12 protein-coding genes and 1 pseudogene are annotated in these 19,611 nt (G+C 72.2%); 5 read left to right on the top strand and 8 right to left on the bottom strand.

All coding sequences use genetic code 11. The annotated features are described in order from the left end of the window. The first annotated feature begins 165 nt into the window (after positions 1 to 165). Both ACGFQ9_RS19355 and ACGFQ9_RS19350 read left to right on the top strand, forming a co-directional pair. Positions 166 to 393, top strand: a complete 228-nt coding sequence (locus tag ACGFQ9_RS19355) for a heavy-metal-associated domain-containing protein (protein WP_393575076.1) — start codon at positions 166 to 168, stop codon at positions 391 to 393. Positions 394 to 510: 117 nt separating this feature from the next. After that, a complete protein-coding gene (locus ACGFQ9_RS19350) occupies positions 511 to 2,790 on the top strand; it encodes a heavy metal translocating P-type ATPase (RefSeq protein ID WP_393575074.1) in 2,280 nt (759 codons plus the stop codon). A gap of 353 nt (positions 2,791 to 3,143) precedes the next feature. On the opposite strand, the gene ACGFQ9_RS19345 is transcribed toward ACGFQ9_RS19350, so the two are convergent. Next, positions 3,144 to 4,433: a citrate synthase gene (locus ACGFQ9_RS19345; RefSeq protein ID WP_393575072.1), complete on the bottom strand. Its 1,290-nt coding sequence runs from the start codon at positions 4,431 to 4,433 to the stop codon at positions 3,144 to 3,146. Positions 4,434 to 4,615: 182 nt separating this feature from the next. Then, positions 4,616 to 6,844: an ATP-dependent RecD-like DNA helicase gene (locus ACGFQ9_RS19340; protein ID WP_393575070.1), complete on the bottom strand. Its 2,229-nt coding sequence runs from the start codon at positions 6,842 to 6,844 to the stop codon at positions 4,616 to 4,618. Between the two features lie 369 nt (positions 6,845 to 7,213). Between ACGFQ9_RS19340 and ACGFQ9_RS19335 the strand changes: the two are divergent. Beyond that, positions 7,214 to 7,726 (top strand): annotated as a pseudogene (locus ACGFQ9_RS19335) (GNAT family N-acetyltransferase); the annotation flags it as partial. Here ACGFQ9_RS19335 and ACGFQ9_RS19330 read toward each other — a convergent pair. Beyond that, positions 7,632 to 8,648, bottom strand: a complete 1,017-nt coding sequence (locus tag ACGFQ9_RS19330; RefSeq protein WP_393575069.1) for an EamA family transporter — start codon at positions 8,646 to 8,648, stop codon at positions 7,632 to 7,634. The pseudogene ACGFQ9_RS19335 and the gene ACGFQ9_RS19330 sit on opposite strands and share 95 nt — an antisense overlap. 104 nt (positions 8,649 to 8,752) lie before the next feature. Here ACGFQ9_RS19330 and ACGFQ9_RS19325 point away from each other — a divergent pair, with 104 nt between their 5' ends. After that, positions 8,753 to 9,685, top strand: a complete 933-nt coding sequence (locus tag ACGFQ9_RS19325; RefSeq protein WP_393575068.1) for a LysR substrate-binding domain-containing protein — start codon at positions 8,753 to 8,755, stop codon at positions 9,683 to 9,685. Between the two features lie 171 nt (positions 9,686 to 9,856). Here ACGFQ9_RS19325 and ACGFQ9_RS19320 read toward each other — a convergent pair whose 3' ends face one another. Next, positions 9,857 to 10,639 (bottom strand): polysaccharide deacetylase family protein, encoded by a 783-nt coding sequence (locus tag ACGFQ9_RS19320; protein ID WP_393575374.1) that lies wholly within the window; start codon positions 10,637 to 10,639, stop codon positions 9,857 to 9,859. A gap of 497 nt (positions 10,640 to 11,136) precedes the next feature. Between ACGFQ9_RS19320 and ACGFQ9_RS19315 the strand changes: the two genes are divergently transcribed. Further along, positions 11,137 to 12,996, top strand: a complete 1,860-nt coding sequence (locus ACGFQ9_RS19315) for a glycoside hydrolase family 3 protein (protein ID WP_393575372.1) — start codon at positions 11,137 to 11,139, stop codon at positions 12,994 to 12,996. 18 nt (positions 12,997 to 13,014) lie between these two features. On the opposite strand, the gene ACGFQ9_RS19310 is transcribed toward ACGFQ9_RS19315, so the two are convergent. The 4 genes from ACGFQ9_RS19310 to ACGFQ9_RS19295 all read right to left on the bottom strand — a co-directional run bounded on the left by ACGFQ9_RS19310 (position 13,015) and on the right by ACGFQ9_RS19295 (position 19,482). After that, entirely contained in the window at positions 13,015 to 14,451 is a 1,437-nt protein-coding gene (locus ACGFQ9_RS19310; protein ID WP_393575067.1) for a S28 family serine protease, read from the bottom strand. Between the two features lie 82 nt (positions 14,452 to 14,533). Further along, positions 14,534 to 14,905, bottom strand: coding sequence for a hypothetical protein (locus ACGFQ9_RS19305; RefSeq protein WP_393575065.1), 372 nt, complete (start codon positions 14,903 to 14,905; stop codon positions 14,534 to 14,536). Positions 14,906 to 15,109: 204 nt separating this feature from the next. Beyond that, entirely contained in the window at positions 15,110 to 18,955 is a 3,846-nt protein-coding gene (locus ACGFQ9_RS19300; RefSeq protein WP_393575064.1) for an ABC transporter ATP-binding protein, read from the bottom strand. Positions 18,956 to 19,140: 185 nt separating this feature from the next. Beyond that, complete coding sequence (locus tag ACGFQ9_RS19295; protein ID WP_393575062.1) at positions 19,141 to 19,482, bottom strand: DoxX family protein; 342 nt, start codon at positions 19,480 to 19,482, stop codon at positions 19,141 to 19,143. Positions 19,483 to 19,611 lie beyond the last annotated feature (129 nt).

Below are 19,611 nucleotides of genomic sequence, written 5' to 3'. Positions count from 1 at the left end.
ACGGCAGACCCAAGTGGCCCGAAGCGGGCCCCGGCAAACACCCGACAGCGCCCGACGTCACTCGATTAATACCCCCTAGGGGTATAGTCTGGAGGTGACGGGAGGACCGTGGAACCACACGGGCCCTCACCCGCACCATCGGCCACCCCCGAAGAGGAGAACGACATGACCGCCGAGACGGACACCCGGACCACCACCGTCTACCGCGTGACCGGCATGACCTGCGGCCACTGCGAGGGTGCGGTGACCACCGAGCTCTCCGCCCTCCCCGGGGTCACCTCGGTCAAGGCCGTGGCCGCCACCGGCGAGGTCACCGTGGTCTCCGAGGCGCCCCTCGCCCTGGACGACGTACGCGCCGCGGTCGACGAGGCCGGCTACGAGCTCGCCGAATAGGCGGCAGGACACCGGGGCCCCTCCCGGGCCCCGGCTCCCCACCCGCAGCACCCCGCCGGGCCGTACCTCGCCGGACGACACCGGCCCCTGCGGCCCGGCCTTCCCCTGGAGCCGGACATGAGCAGCACCCTTGAGGTGGAGCTGACCATCGGCGGGATGACCTGCGCCTCCTGCGCGGCCCGCATCGAGAAGAAGCTCAACCGGATGGAAGGCGTCACCGCCTCGGTGAACTACGCCACCGAGAAGGCGAAGGTCACCTACGACCCCGAGGTGCGGGTCGCCGACCTGATCGCCACGGTGGTGAAGACCGGCTACACGGCCGAGGAACCCCCGCCCCCGCCGGCCCCCGAGCCCGCCGCGCCCACCGCCGCCGTCCCGGCCGCCGCCACCCCGGAGACCGACCCCGAGCTCGCCTCCCTGCGGCAGCGGCTGCAGGTCTCCGCCGTGCTCGCGGCGCCCGTGGTCCTGCTCTCGATGGTCCCGGCCCTGCAGTTCGACAACTGGCAGTGGCTCTGCCTCACCCTGGCCGCCCCCGTGGTCGTCTGGGGCGGCCTGCCCTTCCACCGGGCCGCCTGGAGCAACGCCCGGCACGGCGCCGCCACCATGGACACCCTGGTCTCCATCGGCACCCTCGCCGCCTTCGGCTGGTCCCTGTGGGCGCTGTTCTTCGGCCATGCCGGGATGACGGGCATGCGGCACGGCTTCGACCTCACCGCCGGGCGCTCCGACGCCTCCTCCTCCCTCTACCTGGAGGTAGCGGCCGGCGTCATCGCCTTCATCCTGCTCGGCCGCTACCTGGAGGCCCGGGCCAAGCGGAAGGCCGGCGCCGCCCTGCACGCCCTGCTGGAACTGGGCGCCAAGGACGTCTCCGTGCTGCGCGACGGGCGCGAGGTGCGGATACCCGTGACCGCACTCGCCGTCGGCGACCGCTTCGCGGTCCGCCCCGGCGAGAAGATCGCCACCGACGGCACCGTGCTCGAAGGCGCCTCCGCCGTCGACACCTCGATGCTCACCGGCGAGTCCGTCCCGGTGGAGGTGTCGGCCGGCGACACGGTCACCGGCGCCACGGTCAACACCTCCGGCCGGCTGGTCGTCGAGGCCACCCGTGTCGGATCCGACACCCAGCTGGCCCGGATGGCGAAGCTGGTCGAGGAGGCGCAGAGCGGCAAGGCCCGGGTGCAGCGGCTCGCCGACCGGATCTCGGCCGTGTTCGTCCCCGTGGTGCTGCTGATCGCGCTCGGCACCTGGATCGGCTGGCTGCTGGCCACCGACGACACCGCCGCCGCCTTCACGGCCGCCGTGGCCGTGCTGATCATCGCCTGCCCCTGCGCCCTCGGGCTGGCCACCCCGACCGCCCTGATGGTCGGCACCGGCCGCGGCGCCCAGCTCGGCATCCTCATCAAGGGCCCCGAAGTCCTCGAATCCACCCGCACCGTCGACACGGTCGTGCTGGACAAGACCGGCACCGTGACGACCGGCCGGATGACCCTCCTCGCCGTCCACACCGCCGACGGCACGGACGAGCGTGAACTCCTGCGGCTCGCCGGAGCCCTGGAACACGCCTCCGAACACCCCATCGCCCAGGCCATCGCCGCCGGCGCCGCCATGGGGGCACCCCCGGACGAAGTCTGGGGGAGGGTCGGCACGCTCCCCGTCCCCGAGGCGTTCACGGGCCTGCCGGGCCTCGGCGTCCGGGGCACCGTCGACGGACAGGACGTCCTGGTCGGCCGTCAGAAGCTGCTGGCCGGACAGGGGCTGACGGTCCCGCCGGAGCTGGCCACCGCCGCCGCGGAAGCCGAACGGACCGGCCGCACAGCGGTCATGGCGGGCTGGGACGGCGCCGTACGCGGGGTCCTGACGGTCGCCGACGCGGTCAAGCCCACCAGCGCCGAGGCGGTCTCCCTGCTGCGCGGCCTGGGCCTCACCCCGGTGCTGCTCACCGGCGACAACCAGGCTGTCGCCGACGCGGTCGCCGCCGAGGTCGGGATCACCGAGGTCATTGCCGAGGTCCTCCCCCAGGACAAGGCGGACGTGGTCGGCCGCCTCCAGGCCGAGGGCCGTACGGTCGCCATGGTCGGCGACGGCGTCAACGACGCGGCCGCGCTGGCCCGGGCCGACCTGGGCCTGGCCATGGGTACCGGAACCGACGCCGCGATCGAGGCCGCCGACCTCACCCTGGTCCGCGGCGACCTGCGGGTGGCCGCGGACGCCATCCGGCTGTCCCGCAGGACGCTGGGCACCATCAAGGGCAACCTCTTCTGGGCCTTCGGGTACAACGTGGCCGCGCTTCCACTGGCCGCCGCCGGACTGCTCAACCCCATGATCGCGGGGGCCGCCATGGCCTTTTCCTCGGTCTTCGTGGTCACCAACAGCCTGCGGCTGCGCTCGTTCCGCTGAGCGCGCCTCCCCCGCTCACACACACTTCCTTCACGGGAGACGCAGATCACAGTGATGGCAACGTAACCATTCGGGGTGGTCATGGGTCTAATGGGGCGATGCCAAGAACATCTTGGGGGATGTTCGCGGAGGTCTTGGGGGACTTCTGTGGCATCGGCCAGGCCGGGACACGTGCCCTCGGGGAGCTTTGAGCGGCCCTCCCGACCCCGTGCGGGTCCCGGCAGACACCAAAACGCCCCGGTTCGGGTCCCGTGGGGGGAATCCGACCGGGGAACGGAAAGCGCCCCGACCGTCGACCCGTGGGGGGATCGACGGCGGGGCGCTTTTCTCTTGCCTGCGGATCAGGCGGAGGTTCAGCGGGCCTCGACCGGGACGAAGTCGCGCAGGACCTCGCCGGTGTAGATCTGGCGCGGGCGGCCGATGCGGGAACCCGGCTCCTTGATCATCTCGTGCCACTGGGCGATCCAGCCGGGAAGGCGGCCGAGCGCGAACAGCACGGTGAACATCTCGGTCGGGAAGCCCATGGCCCGGTAGATCAGACCGGTGTAGAAGTCCACGTTCGGGTAGAGGTTGCGCTCGACGAAGTACTCGTCGGCGAGCGCGTGCTCCTCCAGCTTGAGCGCGATGTCCAGCAGCTCGTCGCTCTTGCCGAGGGCGGAGAGCACGTCGTGGGCGGCCGCCTTGATGATCTTCGCCCGGGGGTCGAAGCTCTTGTAGACGCGGTGGCCGAAGCCCATCAGACGGACGCCGTCCTCCTTGTTCTTCACCTTGCGGATGAAGGAGTCGACGTCGCCGCCGGAGGCCTGGATGCCCTGGAGCATCTCCAGCACCGACTGGTTGGCGCCACCGTGCAGCGGGCCCCACAGGGCGCTGATGCCGGCGGAGATGGAGGCGAACATGTTCGCCTGCGAGGAGCCGACCAGGCGGACGGTGGAGGTCGAGCAGTTCTGCTCGTGGTCCGCGTGCAGGATGAGGAGCTTGTCGAGCGCGGAGACCACGACCGGGTCGAGCTCGTACTCCTGGGCCGGCACGGAGAAGGTCATGCGCAGGAAGTTCTCGACGTAGCCGAGGTCGTTGCGCGGGTAGACCACCGGGTGGCCGACCGACTTCTTGTACGCGTACGCGGCGATCGTCGGGAGCTTGGCCAGCAGGCGGATCGTCGAGAGGTGGCGCTGCGTCTCGTCGAACGGGTTGTGGCTGTCCTGGTAGAACGTGGACAGCGCACTGACCACGGAGGACAGCATCGCCATCGGGTGGGCGTCGCGCGGGAAGCCGTCGTAGAAGCGCTTGACGTCCTCGTGCAGCAGCGTGTGCTGGGTGATCTCGTTGCGGAACGTCGCGAGCTGGTCGACGGTCGGCAGCTCGCCGTTGATCAGCAGGTAGGCGACCTCGATGAAGGTCGAGCGCTCCGCCAGCTGCTCGATCGGGTAGCCGCGGTACCGCAGGATGCCCTGCTCGCCGTCGAGGTAGGTAATCGCGGATTTATAGGCGGCGGTGTTTCCGTAGCCGCTGTCCAGGGTGACCAGCCCGGTCTGGGCCCGGAGCTTCGCAATGTCGAAGCCCTTGTCACCGACGGTGCTCTCGACCACCGGGTAGGTGTATTCACCGTCCGCGTACCGCAGTACTACAGAGTTGTCGCTCACGTCATCCCTCACCGACGTAGTGCCTCTTCTTCGAGGTGCCCTGACTGCCTCTACCTTCCCCCATTTGGCGCAGGAGAGTGCACTCGGGGTCGGCCTTTGGTGTTTTTGACGGCACTGAGTGCCGCCAGCCCGCCTATCCTGCCCCCTCCGCGCCGGTGCCGGAACCCCAAATGATCGATCATTTAGGTGATGTTTCCCACCGGTATGCGGCCGGACAGTCTCGACGCGACCGCCGTGTACCTCCTGCCTGCGGAAACGGTACGCACCGCCTGGCCCAGAGCCTTGCGTGAGCCGACCAGCACGACCAGTTTCTTCGCCCTGGTCACCGCCGTGTAGAGCAAGTTCCGCTGGAGCATCATCCAAGCCCCGGTGGTGACCGGGATCACCACCGCGGGATATTCACTCCCCTGGGAACGGTGGATGGTGACGGCGTAGGCGTGGGCCAGCTCGTCGAGCTCCGTGAAGTCGTACTCCACCTCCTCGTCCTCCTCCGTACGGACCGTCAGGGTCTGGCCCTCCGGGTCGAGACCCGTGACCACGCCCACGGTGCCGTTGAAGACGCCGTTGGCCCCCTTCTCATAGTTGTTCCTGATCTGGGTGACTTTGTCACCCACACGGAAGACCCGGCCGCCGAACCTCTTCTCCGGCAGCCCCGGCCGGGCCGGGGTGACCGCCTGCTGGAGCAGCCCGTTGAGGGTGCCCGCGCCGGCCGGACCCCGGTGCATCGGCGCGAGGACCTGGACGTCCCGCCGCGGATCCAGGCCGAAGCGGGCCGGGATCCGCCGGGCGGCCACGTCGACCGTCAGCCGGCCGGCCTCCTCGGTGTCCTCCTCCGCGAACAGGAAGAAGTCCGGCAGGCCCTCGGTCAGCGGCGGGAGCCCGGTGTTGATCCGGTGCGCGTTGGTCACCACACCGGACTGCTGGGCCTGCCGGAAGATCCGGGTCAGCCGCACCGCGGGCACCGGCCCGCCCTCGGCCAGCAGGTCCCGGAGCACCTCTCCGGCGCCCACCGACGGCAGCTGGTCCACGTCCCCGACGAGCAGCAGGTGGGCGCCCGGCGCCACCGCCTTGACCAGCTTGTTGGCCAGCAGCAGATCCAGCATGGACGCCTCGTCGACGACGACCAGGTCCGCGTCGAGCGGCCGGTCCCGGTCGTACGCCGCGTCCCCGCCCGGCTTGAGCTCCAGCAGCCGGTGCACCGTCGAGGCCTCGGCCCCGGTGAGCTCCGACAGCCGCTTGGCGGCCCTGCCGGTCGGGGCCGCCAGCACCACCTTGGCCTTCTTGGCCCGGGCGAGCTCCACGATGGAGCGCACGGTGAAGGACTTGCCGCAGCCCGGCCCGCCGGTGAGCACGGCCACCCGGCGGGTCAGCGCCAGCTTCACCGCCTCCCGCTGCTCCGGCGCGAGCTCGGCACCGGTCCGCCCGGCGAGCCAGCCCAGCGCCTTCTCCCAGTCCACGTCCCGGAAGGCCGGCATCCGGTCCTCCTCGGTCTGCAGCAGCCGGCGCAGCTGCCCGGTCAGCGAGAGCTCGGCGCGGTGGAAGGGCACCAGGTACACCGCGGTGATCGGCGGGCCCCCCTCCGGGTCCGGCACCGGCTCCCGTACGACCCCTTCGGGATCCCCGGCGAGCTCGGCCAGGCACTCGATCACCAGCCCCGTGTCCACCTGCAGCAGCTTGACCCCGTCCGCGATCAGCCGCTCCTCGGGCAGGAAGCAGTGCCCCTGGTCGGTGGACTGGGACAGCGCGTACTGCAGCCCGGCCTTGACCCGTTCGGGGCTGTCGTGCGGGATGCCGACCGCCTGCGCGATCTTGTCGGCGGTGAGGAAGCCGATGCCCCAGACGTCGGCGGCCAGCCGGTACGGCTGGTTCTTCACCACCGAGATCGAGGCGTCCCCGTACTTCTTGTAGATGCGCACGGCGATGGAGGTGGAGACGCCGACGCCCTGGAGGAAGACCATGACCTCCTTGATGGCCTTCTGCTCCTCCCAGGCGGCCCCGATCATCCCGGTCCGTTTGGAGCCGAGGCCGGGCACCTCGATCAGCCGCTTCGGCTCGGACTCGATGACCTCCAGGGTGTCCGTACCGAAGTGTTCGACGATGCGGTCGGCGATCCTCGGGCCGATGCCCTTGATCAGGCCCGAGCCGAGGTACCGGCGTATCCCCTGGATGGTCGCGGGCAGCACCGTGCGGTAGTTCTCCACGGTGAACTGCCGGCCGTACTGCGGGTGGGAGCCCCAGCGCCCCTCCATCCGCAGCGACTCGCCGGGCTGCGCGCCGAGCAGCGCTCCGACCACCGTGAGGAGATCCCCGCCGCCGCGTCCCGTGTCCACGCGGGCGACCGTGTAGCCGCTCTCCTCGTTGGCGTACGTGATCCGCTCGAGTACCCCTTCGACCACCGCCATGTTCGACATGGCACGAAGCTACCCCCACCCGCGGACATCGCGCCGGGCCTGTGGACGACAGTCCAGCCGTGGACGACCCGGCTGCGGACAACACCAAGGGGGCCCGGCCTCGCGGCCGGACCCCCTCACGGTTACCCCTCCCTTGCAGGACTTCCCGATCCCCCCGGATCCCTCCCCGGAAGTCCTGACGTCATACGAGACCCGCGGGCCGCCCGGACGGTTGCACACGGATGCACAGCTTTATCCTTCCGTTACTCAAGGCGCCGCCAAATCGCCGCAGACATGGCGTTTCCGCCATGGGCGGGCCGGCGGTGTTCGCCAAGCGGGCCTCCGGCCAGAAGTGACCCCGCTCCCCCGTCCGGTACCCCATAGAGTGGTCCCATGGCTGAGAGGGTGCGGCTCCGGGAGCCCGAACCGGGCGACCTGGGCTGGATCGTGCAGCGCCACGGCGCGCTGTACGCCGCCGAGTACGGCTGGAACACGGAGTTCGAGGGGCTGGTCGCGCGGATCGTCGCCGACTTCGCCGAGGACCACGACCCCCATCTGGAGCGGGTGTGGATCGCCGAGCTCGACGGCCGTCCGGTCGGCTCGGTGATGTGCGTACGGGAGGACGGCTCGCCCGGCACCGCCCGGCTGCGGCTGCTGCTCGTGGACCCGGAGGGCCGGGGCCACGGCATCGGTGCCAGGCTGGTGGACGCGGTGGTGTCCTTCGCCCGTTCGGTCGGCTACCGCGAACTGGTGCTGTGGACCAACGACGTGCTCACCGACGCCCGTTCCCTCTACCAGCGGGCCGGGTTCACGCTCGTCGCGGAGAAGCCGCACCGCTCGTACGGAGTGGACCTGACGGGTCAGGACTGGCGCCTGCCGCTGCAGCAGGACTCCCGGAGCTGACCCCCTCCGCCGCGGCTCCGGCCCCGCCGCCGGCCACCTGCTCGGCCGGCACCGTGCCGCCCGTCCGCCGGACCGGCGCCAGCGAGGTCAGCGCCACCCCGCCCACCAGCAGCACGGCCGCGACCCAGCGCAGCCCGGACACCCCCTCCCCCAGCACCAGCGCCGCCGAGGACATCCCGAACACCGGCACCAGCAGCGAGAACGGCGCCACCGACGAAGCCGGGTAACGGCGCAGCAGGTACGACCAGGCGCCGAATCCGAACACGGTCGAGATCCAGGCCACGTACGCGATGACGCCCACTCCCGACCAGTCCAGGGCGCGCAGCGCGGCCAGGTCCCGCTCGGGCCCCTCCAGCAGCAGCGAGAGCGCCAGCAGCGGCAGCACCGGCACGGTGCACACCCAGATCATGAAGTTCATCGCGTCGGGCGGGGCCGCCTTGCGGGTCAGCACGTTGGACACGCCCCAGCAGACGGCCGCCGCGACGACCAGCACGAAGCCCAGGACCGGCCCGGAGGCGCCCTCGTCCACCCCCGCCACGGCGATCCCGGCCAGGGCCACGGCCATCCCCAGCAGCCTGACCCGGCCGGGCCGTTCGCCCAGCGCGACCGCCGCGAACAGCGCCGTGAACACGGCCTGGACCTGCAGCACCAGGGAGGACAGCCCGGCCGGCATCCCGGCGTCCATGCCGGTGAAGAGCAGCCCGAACTTGGCCACGCCCAGGGCCAGCCCCACCCCGAGCACCCACTTCCAGGCGACCTTGGGAGCCCCCACGAAGAACACCGCGGGCAGCGCGGCGACCAGGAAGCGGAGCGCGGACAGCAGCAGCGGCGGGAAGTGGTCGAGGCCTATCTCGATGACGACGAAGTTGAATCCCCAGACGGCGGCGACGAGTACGGCGAGTGCGGTGTGTACGGGACGCATGCTTCGAGCATCGGACCGGCAACCATGTAGCACCAGCGCGGATCTCTTCCGGGTCGGATGTAGGAACGCTTACGAATGGGTGCCTGCGGACCTACGATGGGCACATGCTGGATCTGGCCCGCCTGCGCGCGCTGCACGCCGTCTCCGTCCACGGATCGGTCGCGGCCGCCGCGGCCGCCCTCGGCTACACCCCCTCCGCCGTCTCCCAGCAGATCGCCAAGCTGGAACGGGAGACCCGCACCACCCTGCTGGAGCGGCGCGGCCGGGGTGTGGCGCTCACCGAGGAGGCCCGCCATCTGGCCGCGACGGCACAGGAGTTGCTGGCCATCGTGGAGCGGGCCGAGACCACGCTGGAGGAGCGCCGCGGACTGCCGGGCGGACTGCTGACGGTGGCCGCGTTCGCCTCCGCCGCCCGCGGGCTGCTGCCGGGGGTGCTCGCCGAGCTGGCGCTCCGTCACCCCGCGCTGGACGTCCGGCTGACCGAGGTGGACCCGCACCTGTCGGTGGACCTGGTGGCCCGGGGCGTCACCGACCTGGCGGTGGCGCACGACTGGGACATCGCCCCGCTGCCCGCGCCCGAGGGGGTGGACCAGGCCCGCATCGGCGAGGAGCGGTGCGATCTGGTCGTGCCCGCCGGACATCCGTTCGCCCGGCGCCCGGTGGTGCGCCGGGAGGACCTCGGCGGCCAGCGGTGGGTCTGCCAGCCGCCCGGCATGGTCTGCCACGACTGGCTCGTACGGACCCTGCGCGACGCCGGCTGCGAACCGGAGGTCGTGCACGTCGCGGAGGAGAACCACACCCTGGTCGCCCTGGTCGCGGCCGGGCTCGGGGTGGCCGTGATCCCCCGGCTCGGCACCGGCCCGCTGCCGCCGGGCGCGGTGGCCGTCCCCCTGGAACCGGCGCCCGTACGGCGGCTGTACGCGCTCTGGCGGACGGGGGCGGCCCGCCGCCCCGCGATCACCGAGACGGTCCGCACCCTGCGGGCCCACTGGCCCCCGCCCGGGGTGGGCGAGGCCACGGCTCTCCTCCGGCCCTGATCCTGCCCGATCCGACCTGATGCGGCCTGATCCTGAAGACACCCGCCCCGAGGGTGGGCGAGGCCGGTCGGTGCATGACAGCAGCATCGGTCGGGAGTGGTGTGCCGTCCACCGGGCGTCGGCCGTGCGGCGGCGCGCCCCGCATCGGCTCCCGTTGCGGAGGGGCCGGGGTCAGGTCTGGGGTGCGGTCCAGTAGGCCCGGCCGGGCTCGGGCCGGGTCGCTGTGAAGAGCTGGGAGACGGTCACCGGGGTGAGGCCGCGTCGGCGCAGCCCGTCGATGATGGCCGGCACGGCGGGGACGGTTCCCGGGTAGACGTCGTGGAGGAGGATGATCCCGTTGCGCCGGGCGCCTTGGAGGACCCGGCTCGTGATGACCTCGGGGTCGTGGTCACGGTAGTCCTTCGCCGTCACGGACCACAGGATCTGCGCGAGTCCGAGGGAGCGGCAGACCTCGGCGACCCTCGCGTCGGTCAGTCCCTGAGGGGGGCGCATCAGGGTCGGGGCGCGGCCGGTGAGCTCCTTCACCTGTTCCTGGAGGGTGACGAGCTCCCGGCGGATCTCGGCTTCCGATGCGAGGGTCAGACGTCTGTGCGTCCACGTGTGGTTGGCAAGTTCATGGCCCTCGAACGCCTCCCTGCGTACGAGTTCGGGGCGGACGCGGGTGTTCTTGCCGAGGAGGAAGAACGTCACGCTGACGCGCTTCGCCTTGAGGACGTCCAGCAGGTGCGATGTATCGGGGCCCGGTCCTGCGTCGAAGGTCAGTGCGACGCATTGGGCCCTGCGGCAGTCGACGGGCACCGGGCGCGCGGCGACCGGGGACGGCGTCGCGCTCCGGCCCCCACTCGCGATGCCGGAGGAGGCGGGTACGGGCTCGGTACCGGGAACCGCAGTCGGCTCAGCCGAGCCGCAGCCACCGATGACGAGGGCTGCGGCAAGACCGGTCAACGACCGCACGAGCCTGTGGAGGGAGGGCACCTGCCACCCTTACCAAATCCCAGGCACCCATGGGATCCGACACGTCAGGCCTGGACGCGGACGGGTGCGGTCCGGGCGCGGGGCACAGCGCCTCTGATGAGCTACTGCCCCGCCGGGACCGCACTGGATACCGGAGACTGCCCTCCACCGCCCCCGCAAACGCCGTTGCAGTACCAGCGGGTGTCTTGTCGATCATGTGACGAGCCGGATGCGGGTGCTCGCGATGGTGATCGCTGCCTGTTAGCGGGCGGGGTGCTTGTCGTAGCGGGTGACGATGGTCGACGCGCTCGGGAACCGTGGCTTTGATGCCGCGCCGGCGGAGGCAGGCGCGGAAGCTAGCGCTTCCGGGGGACCCGCGGGTGTGGGGCCGGGGCGGGGCGGGCCGGGCGCAGTAGCGTGCCCGGGTGCCGTCCAACGTGCCGTACAGCGACCCGCCCGACATCCCGCCCGACGCGCCGTACAGCGCCCCGCCCAACGTGCCGTCCAGCGCGCCGTCCAGCGCGTCCCGCCGGCGTCTGCTGACCGCTGTGGCCGCCGTGGCCGCCGGTGCCGCGGCCGGCGCCTGCGCCGCCCGGACCGGCGCCGCCTCCCCGGTGCCCTACGCGCACGCCGGCCACCACTCCGACGCCCGGAACCCCGGCGGCACTCCGCCCGCGGCAGCCGGCCGGCGCCCGGACGGCGCCGCCCTGCGGCAGCTCCTGGACGGGATGTCCCTGGCCGAGAAGGTGGGCCAGCTGTTCGTCAGCCGCGCCTACGGGCACTCCGCGACCGACCCGGATCCCGCCGACGCCGAGGCCAATCTGGCGCAGTTCGGGGTGCGTACCGCGGCCGAGCTGGTCTCCCGGTACCACCTCGGCGGGATCATCTACTTCGCCTGGGCGCACAACACCCGGGCCCCGCTGCAGATCGCCGGGCTGTCCAACGGCCTGCAGCGTGCCGCGCTGGCGGCCCCCGCCCGGATCCCGCTCCTGATCTCCACCGACCAGGAGCACGGGATCATCGCCCGGATCGGCCGCCCGGCCACCCTGCTGCCCGGCGCGATGGCGCTCGGGGCGGCCGGTTCCGTCTCCGCGGCCCGCCGGGCCGCGCGGATCGCCGGCACCGAACTGGCCGCGCTCGGCATCCGCCAGGACTACGCCCCGGTGGCCGACGTCAACACCGACCCGGCCAACCCGGTCATCGGCGTGCGGTCCTTCGGCTCGGACCCGCGGGCGGTGGCCGGGCTGGTCGCCGCGCAGGTGCGCGGCTACCAGGGGGCCGGGATCGCGGCGACCGCGAAGCACTTCCCCGGCCACGGCGACACCGCCACCGACAGCCACGTGGGCCTGCCGGTGATGGACCACACCCGGGCGGAGTGGGAGCGGCTGGACGAGCCGCCGTTCCGGTCGGCCGTGGAGGCCGGGGTCGACATGATCATGACCGCGCACATCGTGGTGCCCTCGCTGGACCCGTCCGGGGACCCGGCCACCCTCTCCCGCCCGGTCATCACCGGCGTGCTGCGCGAACGCCTCGGCTTCCGCGGGGTGGTGGTCACCGACGCCCTCGACATGGCCGGCGTACGGCAGAAGTACGGAGACGACCGGGTGCCGGTGCTCGCCCTGAAGGCGGGCTGCGACCAGTTGCTGAACGCGCCGGACCTGGCGCTGGCGCAGCGCGGCGTGCTGGCGGCGGTGCGGAGCGGGGAGCTGACCGAGGAGCGGATCGGGGAGTCGGTGCTGCGGATCCTGGAACTCAAGGCCCGCCGCGGCCTGTTCGGGGATCCGTACACCTCGCCGGAGCGAGTCGCGGCCGCCGTCGGCACACCGGCGCACCTGACCGCCGCCGACTCGATCGCCGCCGGTACGACCACCCTGCTGGCCAATGCCCGGGGCCTGCTCCCGCTGGACCCGGAGAAACGCCCCCGGCTGCTGGTCACCGGCACCGACCCGGCCTCGCCGAGCGGCACCACGGGCCCGCCGACGGCCGTCCTGGCCCGCGAGCTGACCGCTCTGGGGTTCACCGCCACGGCCGTCCCCGCGGACCGGGCGCGCGCCGCCGCCCCCGGCCACGACGCGCTCCTGGTGTGCACGTACAACGTGCCGGAGGGCGACAGTCCGCAGCGGACCCTGGTGACGGAGCTGATCTCCACCGGTGTCCCGGTGGTGGCGCTGGCGGTCCGCAACCCGTACGACGCCGCGCGGCTGCCCGAGTGCGCGGCGAGCCTGGCGACGTACTCCTGGACCGATGTGGAACTGCGCGCGGCCGCCCGGGTGCTGGCCGGCCGGGTCCGCCCGGCCGGGCGGCTCCCGGTGCCGGTGCCGGGCCGGTACCCGCTGGGCCACGGCCTCACGTACTGAGACCGTGGCCCGGGGGGATTACGGGCGGAGCTGCGGCTCGCGCTCCGGGTCCCGCTGGTCGAGCTTCATGTCGGCCTTGGCCAGCGGCTTCGCCTTGGCCGGGTCCGCCTGGACGGCGGCCGGCGCGACCCCGGCCCACTCCAGGATCCGTGCGGTGGCCAGCGCCTTCTCGCCCTCCTGCAGCTTGGCGACGTTGGCACCGTGGTTGGCGCCCGGCGCGGTCATCACGTACGAGTCCCGCACCCCGTAGCCCAGGCGGAACGGTTCAGCACCCCACGGGTCGTTCTGCCCGTAGACGAAGAGCATCCGCTCGGCGTTGTTCCGGACCCAGGTGTCCACGTCCCGCATCGCGTTCGACTGGAAGGTCATGGGGATGTCACGGGGCACGAAGTTGCGCGGCGGCTGGTAGCCGTAGCGGGTCAGGCCCTTCAGGTGGGGCTGCTTGATGTCGGGCGAGCCGAGCTGGGTACCGGCCTGGTAGTAGTACGGCGTGTACGTCTCCAGGCCCTGGTCGGTGTAGGCCGAGAAGCCGGAGATGGCGTCGACGGTGTCCCAGATCTCCTGGTCGGAGGCGGTGGCCGCGACCGGGATGCCCGCGCAGTCGGAGAGCAGGCTGTACTGCCAGAACGCCCACGTGTAGTCGAGGACCACGGCCTCGAAGGCCTTGTCGAGGTCGCCGACGGTGTTGAAGGTCCAGCCGTTCTCGGCGGCGGCCGCGGCGTACTTGGCCTCCAGCGGCCCGCGGCGCAGCAGCGCCTCGCGCTGGACGTTGTTCAGCTTGTCGCGGCACTCCTTGGTGCCGACCTTGGCGAAGAACCGGTCGTAGGCCGAGTCCTCGTTGTTCACCACGTCGTTGGGCGCGACGTAGGCGACGACGCCGTCCATGTCCTTCGGGTGGAAGCGCTCGTAGTAGGTGGCGGTCATTCCGCCCTTGCTGCCGCCGGTGGCGATCCACTTCTTGCTGTAGATCTTCTTCAGCGCCTGGTGGATCCGGTGCTGGTCGTCGGCCGCCTGCTTGATGTTCAGGTTCGACCAGTTGGCCGGGTCGGCGGGCCGGGACGGCGTGAAGAACCGGTACTCCATCGACACCTGGTTGCCGTCGATGATGGTCGTCGGCTCACTGCGGCGCGGGTTGGTGTTCACGTTGTAGCCCGAGGTGAAGAAGACCGTCGGGCGGTCGGTGTCCTTGTGCAGCAGCGTGATCCGCTGCTTGAAGGTGCCCTGCCACGGCTTCCGGTGGTCCACCGGCTGCTCGTAGTTGAGGACGAAGAAGCGGTAACCCGTGTACGGCTTCTCCTCTATGAGGGACATCCCCGGTATGGCGAGGATCCTGTCCTTGATGTCCGGGCCGGCGGCGGGTCCGGCGGCGGTGGCCGCCTGGGCCGTGACTCCGGCCGCGCCCAGGGTGCCGGTCAGCACCGTGAGCGACAGCAGGCATCGGAGCGCCTTGCGCATGCATCCTCCCCTTGGTTCACTGCGGTCGCCGTGAACCTAGCGGGATCAACACGCCCGTGAACAGACCTGGTTGGGACGCCTTTCAGCAGAGGATCCAGCCCGAGGAGACCGAACCGGCGCCGACTTCCCCCCGGACGAACACGCAGCGGCTCACCGCGTAGACGGTCACCGGTCCGGCGAAGCGGGTGAAGCGGCCCCGGTCCACGACCGGCACCCCGCCGCGCGGCTGGACGCTGACGGACATGTGCTGACGTACTCCCGGGCTGTAGGGCAGGGTCACGGCGCAGACCCGGGTGCGCGACTTGAACACGCGGACCTGACCGGTCGAGAACGGCAGCGTCCGCACCAGCCGGCCGCCACAGCCGCCGGCCGCGGCCTCCGGTGCCTGCGCCGCCTGCGCGGGCGGCGCGGTGAGCAACCCGCCGACGGCCAGGCCCAGCCCGGCCGCGGACACGCCCAGGGCCTTGGTCAGTCGCCCTGTCCTGCCCCACGCATGGAACACACTTCCCCCACTCGGTCGTACGTATGACGCACGCACGTACGACGCACGGCCGACGGGGTTGGTTCCAGCGGGTTCCGGTTCCGGCGGTTCCGGGCGTCGGGCGCGTCCGGGCTCAGGCAGGTACGGGGCTCAGCCAGGTACGGGGCAGGACGGGGCTCAGGCGGCGGCCGTCCGCTCGTCCTCGCCGATGAAGGTGCGCCAGAGGTCGGCGTACCGGCCACCGCGGGCGAGGAGTTCGGCGTGCGTGCCGACCTCGGCGATCCGGCCGCGGTCCATGACCACGACCCGGTCCGCGCGGGCCGCGGTGGTGAGGCGGTGCGCCACCACCAGGGTGGTACGGCGGCCCGCCAGGCGGTCGGTGGCCTGGTTGACCAGCGCCTCGCTGGCGAGGTCCAGGGCGGCGGTGGCCTCGTCGAGCAGCAGCACGTCCGGGTCGACGAGTTCGGCCCGGGCCAGGGCGATCAGCTGGCGCTGGCCGGCCGACAGGTTGCGGCCGCGCTCCGCCACCGGGTGCAGGTAGCCGCCGTCGAGGGTCGCGATCATGCCGTGCGCGCCGACGGCGCGGGCCGCGGCCTCCACTTCGGCGTCGGTCGCGTCCGGCAGGCCGTAGGCGATGGCGTCGCGGACGGTCCCCGGGAAGAGGTACGACTCCTGGGGGACCACACCCAGCCGGTGGCGGTAGCCGGTGAGGTCGAGCTCGCGCAGGTCGGTGCCGTCGGCGGTGACCCGGCCGGCGGTGGGGTCGTAGAACCGGGCCACCAGCTTGACCAGGGTGGACTTCCCGGCTCCGGTCTCCCCGACGAAGGCGACGGTCTGCCCCGCGGGTATCCGCAGGTCTATCCCGGCCAGCGCCTCGCCCTTCTCGCCCCGCTCCTCGGCCGTGCCGTACTGGAAGCGGACGCCCTCGAAGGCGATGTCCCCGCGGAGCCCCTTCACCTCGCGCGGGGCCGCCGCGCGCGGGGTGGTGGTGGGCTCGCGCAGCAGGTCCTGGATCCGGCCCAGCGACACGCTGGCCTGCTGGTACCCGTCGAAGACCTGGGAGAGCTGCTGGACCGGGGCGAAGAACAGGTCGATGTAGAGCAGGTAGGCGACCAGCGCGCCGGTGGTCAGGGTGCCCGCCTCGACCCGGCCGGCGCCGACGATCAGCACGGCGGCCGCGGCGACCGAGGACAGCAGCTGGACGAACGGGAAGTAGACGGAGATCAGCCACTGCCCGCGGACCCGGGCCTCGCGGTAGGAGTCGCTGCGCTCGGCGAACCGGGCGGCCCCGGAGCGCTCGCGGCGGAACGCCTGGACGATCCGCAGCCCGGCGACGGACTCCTGGAGGTCGGCGTTGACCACGCTGACCCGGTCGCGGGCCAGCTCGTACGCCGTGACCGACTTCCGGCGGAACACGATGGTGCCGACGACCAGCAGGGGCAGGGTGGCGAAGACGATCAGGGCCATCTCGACGTCCAGCACCAGCAGGGCGACGAGGATCCCGAAGAAGGTGAAGACCGAGACCACGGCGGTGACCAGCCCGGTCTGCAGGAAGGTGGACAGGGCGTCCACGTCCGTGGTCATCCGGGTCATGATCCGGCCGGTGAGCTCGCGCTCGTAGTAGTCCAGGCCGAGTCGCTGCAGCTGCGCGAAGATCTTGATGCGGAGCGAGTAGAGCACGCGTTCGCCGGTGCGGCCGGTCATCCGGGTCTCGGCGACCTGCGCGGCCCACTGGCCGAGGACGACGAGCAGGGCGATGGCGGAGGCCGCCCAGACCGCGCCGAGGGCGAGCCGCTCCACTCCGTCGTCGATGCCGTGGCGGATCAGGACCGGCAGCAGCAGGCCGGCGCCCGCGTCGGCGGCGACCAGGCCGAGGCTGACGGCGAGCGGGGCCCAGAAGCCGTGGAGCAGCCGGCGCAGGCCGTAGCTCTCCTCGGGTGCGGCCGCGCGGTCCTCGTCGACGTCGGGGGTGTCGTCGGCGGGCGGCAGCGCGGCCACCTGGGCGAGCAGTTCGGGGGTGGACGGCATGCCGGCGACGGCGCCGGCCATGCTGTGCGGGGCGCCGGTGCCGGCGGCGGGCGCGGTCACGGCGTCCCGCCCGGCGTCCTCCTCACCCCGCTTCCACAGCTCGGGGGTGATCCCGTCGGCGACCCGTCGCTTGGCGTTGACCGGCTCGGAGTCGATCTCCGCCTCGATCTCCAGGTCCTCCAGGTCCCGTTCGAAGTCGGCGAGTACAGCGGCCTCGTCGCCGGGGACCCGGGGCGAACCGGCGGCGAGCGCGTCGGGGTCGGTGAGCAGCCGGCGGAACAGCGCGGAGTCCCGCTCCAGCTCCTCGTACGTGCCCAGGGCGGCGAGCCGGCCGTGTTCGAGTACGGCGATCCGGTCGGCGAGGGCCAGGGTGGAGCGGCGGTGCGCGATGAGCAGGGTGGTGCGGCCCGCCATCACCGACCGCAGGGCCTCGTGGATCTCGTGCTCGATGCGGGCGTCGACGGCGGAGGTGGCGTCGTCCAGGAGGAGCAGCCGGGGGTCGGTCAGGATGGCCCGGGCGAGGGCGATGCGCTGCCGCTGGCCGCCCGACAGGGTCAGTCCGTGCTCGCCGACCTTGGTGTCGTAGCCGGCGGGCAGGGCCTCGATGAAGCCTTCGGCCTGGGCGGCGCGGGCGGCGGTCCGGATCTCCTCGTCGGTGGCGTCCGGGTGCCCGTAGGCGATGTTGGCCCGCACCGAGTCGGAGAACAGGAACGAGTCCTCGGGGACCAGTCCGATGGCGGCGCGCAGGGAGTCGAAGGTCAGCTCGCGGACGTCGTGGCCGCCGATCCGGACGGTGCCGCGGCCGGCGTCGTAGAAGCGGGGCAGCAGCAGCGAGAGGGTGGACTTGCCGCTGCCGGAGGCGCCGACGACGGCGAGGGTCTCACCGGGCTCGATGCGCAGGCTGAGGCCGTCCAGGACGGGCCGCTCCGGGTCGTAGCCGAAGGACACGTCCTCGAACTCGACGGTGGCGGGCGCGTCGGCGGGCAGTTCCGTGGCGCCGTCCTCGATCACCGGACGGGTGTCGATGAGTTCGAGCACCCGCTCCACGCCGGCGCGGGCCTGCTGGCCGACGGTGAGCACCATGGCGAGCATGCGGACGGGTCCGACGAGCTGGGCGAGGTAGGTGGAGAAGGCGACGAAGGTGCCCAGCGTGACCCGCCCGTTGGTGGCCATCCATCCTCCCAGGGCCAGCATGGCGACCTGGGCGAGGGCGGGGACGGCCTGCAGGGCGGGGGTGTAGCGGGAGTTCATGCGGATGGTGCGGAGCCGTCCGGCGAACAGCCGGCGTCCGGCCTCGCGCAGCTTGCCGGTCTCCTGCTCCTCCTGGCCGAAGCCCTTGACCACGCGGACGCCGGTCACGGCGCCGTCCACGACGCCGGCGACGGCGGCGGCCTGGCCCTGGGCGTACCAGGTGGCGGGGAACAGCTTCTTCCGGCTGCGCTTGGCGATGAACCAGAGGGCGGGGGCCATGAGCAGGGCGACCAGGGTCAGCAGCGGCGAGAGCCACAGCATGATGGCCAGGGATATGCCGAAGAGCAGGAAGTTGCCGATGGTCATCGGCAGCATGAAGAGCAGGCCCTGGATCAGCTGCAGGTCGCTCGTCGCCCGCCCGACCACCTGCCCGGTGGAGAGCTCGTCCTGCCGGCGCCCGTCGAGCCGGGCGATGGTGTCGTACATCTCGGTGCGCAGGTCGTGCTGCACGTCGAGGGCGAGCCGGCCGCCGTAGTAGCGGCGTATGTACGTCAGCACGTACACGGCTATCGCGGCGCCTATGAGCATGCCCGCCCAGGGGGCCATGGGCTTGCTCCGGTCGCCGATGACATCATCGATGATCACCTTGGTGACCAGCGGCACCAGTGCCATGACGGCCATTCCGGCCAGCGACGACCCGAGGGCGAGCAGGACGTTCGCCTTGTACCGCCAGGTGTACGCGGTGAGCCTCCTGGCCCAGCCCTGCTGTCCCTGCCCCGCCCCGGCTGTGTCTCCCGCCGCCACGTGAAGCCTCCCCGTTCGTCCTGTCCTGCCGGAAGGCACCAACGCGGCGACCGGCGGATTTCATCCCGCTGCAACAATTGAACGGGTGTACGCCGGGCTCGACGAGCCGGACTCGTCCGGCCGTGGCGGCCCGCCTCGACGGCCGGTCGAGGCGGGCTCCGGGGGCGCGGTCCCGCGGACCGCGCTCACCCGGCCAGGACGAGGGCGGCGGCGGCCGGGGCGGCGTAGATCACCGGGAAGACGACGTGCCCGTAGGCCTTCGCCCGCGCCACGGTGATGACGGCACCGGTGAAGTACAGCACCAGCCCGACCCCGGCCAGCACCCCGATCACCGGCACGAACAGCCCGACGAGCAGCCCCGCCGCGCCGGCGGCCTTCGCCGCGCCCAGGTAGTTCCACAGGCCCTGCGGCACGCCGTACTGGGCCAGCGGCTCCACGGTGAACTTCGCCTTGAAGAAGATCGACGCCCCCGAGAACCCCGCCATCACGGCGGCCAGGACGGTGACGACGACGTAGGCAGTGGACATGATGCTCGCTCCTCTGTGGCGGCTGTGGTGGCCGGAGCGCTTCCGCTCCGGCCCGTTCACCGCTCTGTACCGCGAGGAGGCAGGTGTGTGACAGCCCGGCGAAAAAACTTCTGGACGACGTCCTGGGCT

It is taken from the genome of Streptomyces sp. NPDC048603 (assembly GCF_043199475.1).
In the GTDB taxonomy this organism is placed as follows: Bacteria; Actinomycetota; Actinomycetes; order Streptomycetales; family Streptomycetaceae; genus Streptomyces.
This window is presented reverse-complemented; position numbering and strand designations above follow the sequence as displayed.

Bases quoted from the DNA above. Each gene is read 5' to 3' on its own strand.
- ACGFQ9_RS19310 (WP_393575067.1), bottom strand. From the start codon at position 14,451: ATGCGCAAGGCGCTCCGATGCCTGCTGTCGCTCACGGTGCTGACCGGC.
- ACGFQ9_RS19355 (WP_393575076.1), top strand. From the start codon at position 166: ATGACCGCCGAGACGGACACCCGGACCACCACCGTCTACCGCGTGACC.
- ACGFQ9_RS19350 (WP_393575074.1), top strand. From the start codon at position 511: ATGAGCAGCACCCTTGAGGTGGAGCTGACCATCGGCGGGATGACCTGC.
- ACGFQ9_RS19330 (WP_393575069.1), bottom strand. From the start codon at position 8,648: ATGCGTCCCGTACACACCGCACTCGCCGTACTCGTCGCCGCCGTCTGG.
- ACGFQ9_RS19295 (WP_393575062.1), bottom strand. From the start codon at position 19,482: ATGTCCACTGCCTACGTCGTCGTCACCGTCCTGGCCGCCGTGATGGCG.
- ACGFQ9_RS19340 (WP_393575070.1), bottom strand. From the start codon at position 6,844: ATGTCGAACATGGCGGTGGTCGAAGGGGTACTCGAGCGGATCACGTAC.
- ACGFQ9_RS19325 (WP_393575068.1), top strand. From the start codon at position 8,753: ATGCTGGATCTGGCCCGCCTGCGCGCGCTGCACGCCGTCTCCGTCCAC.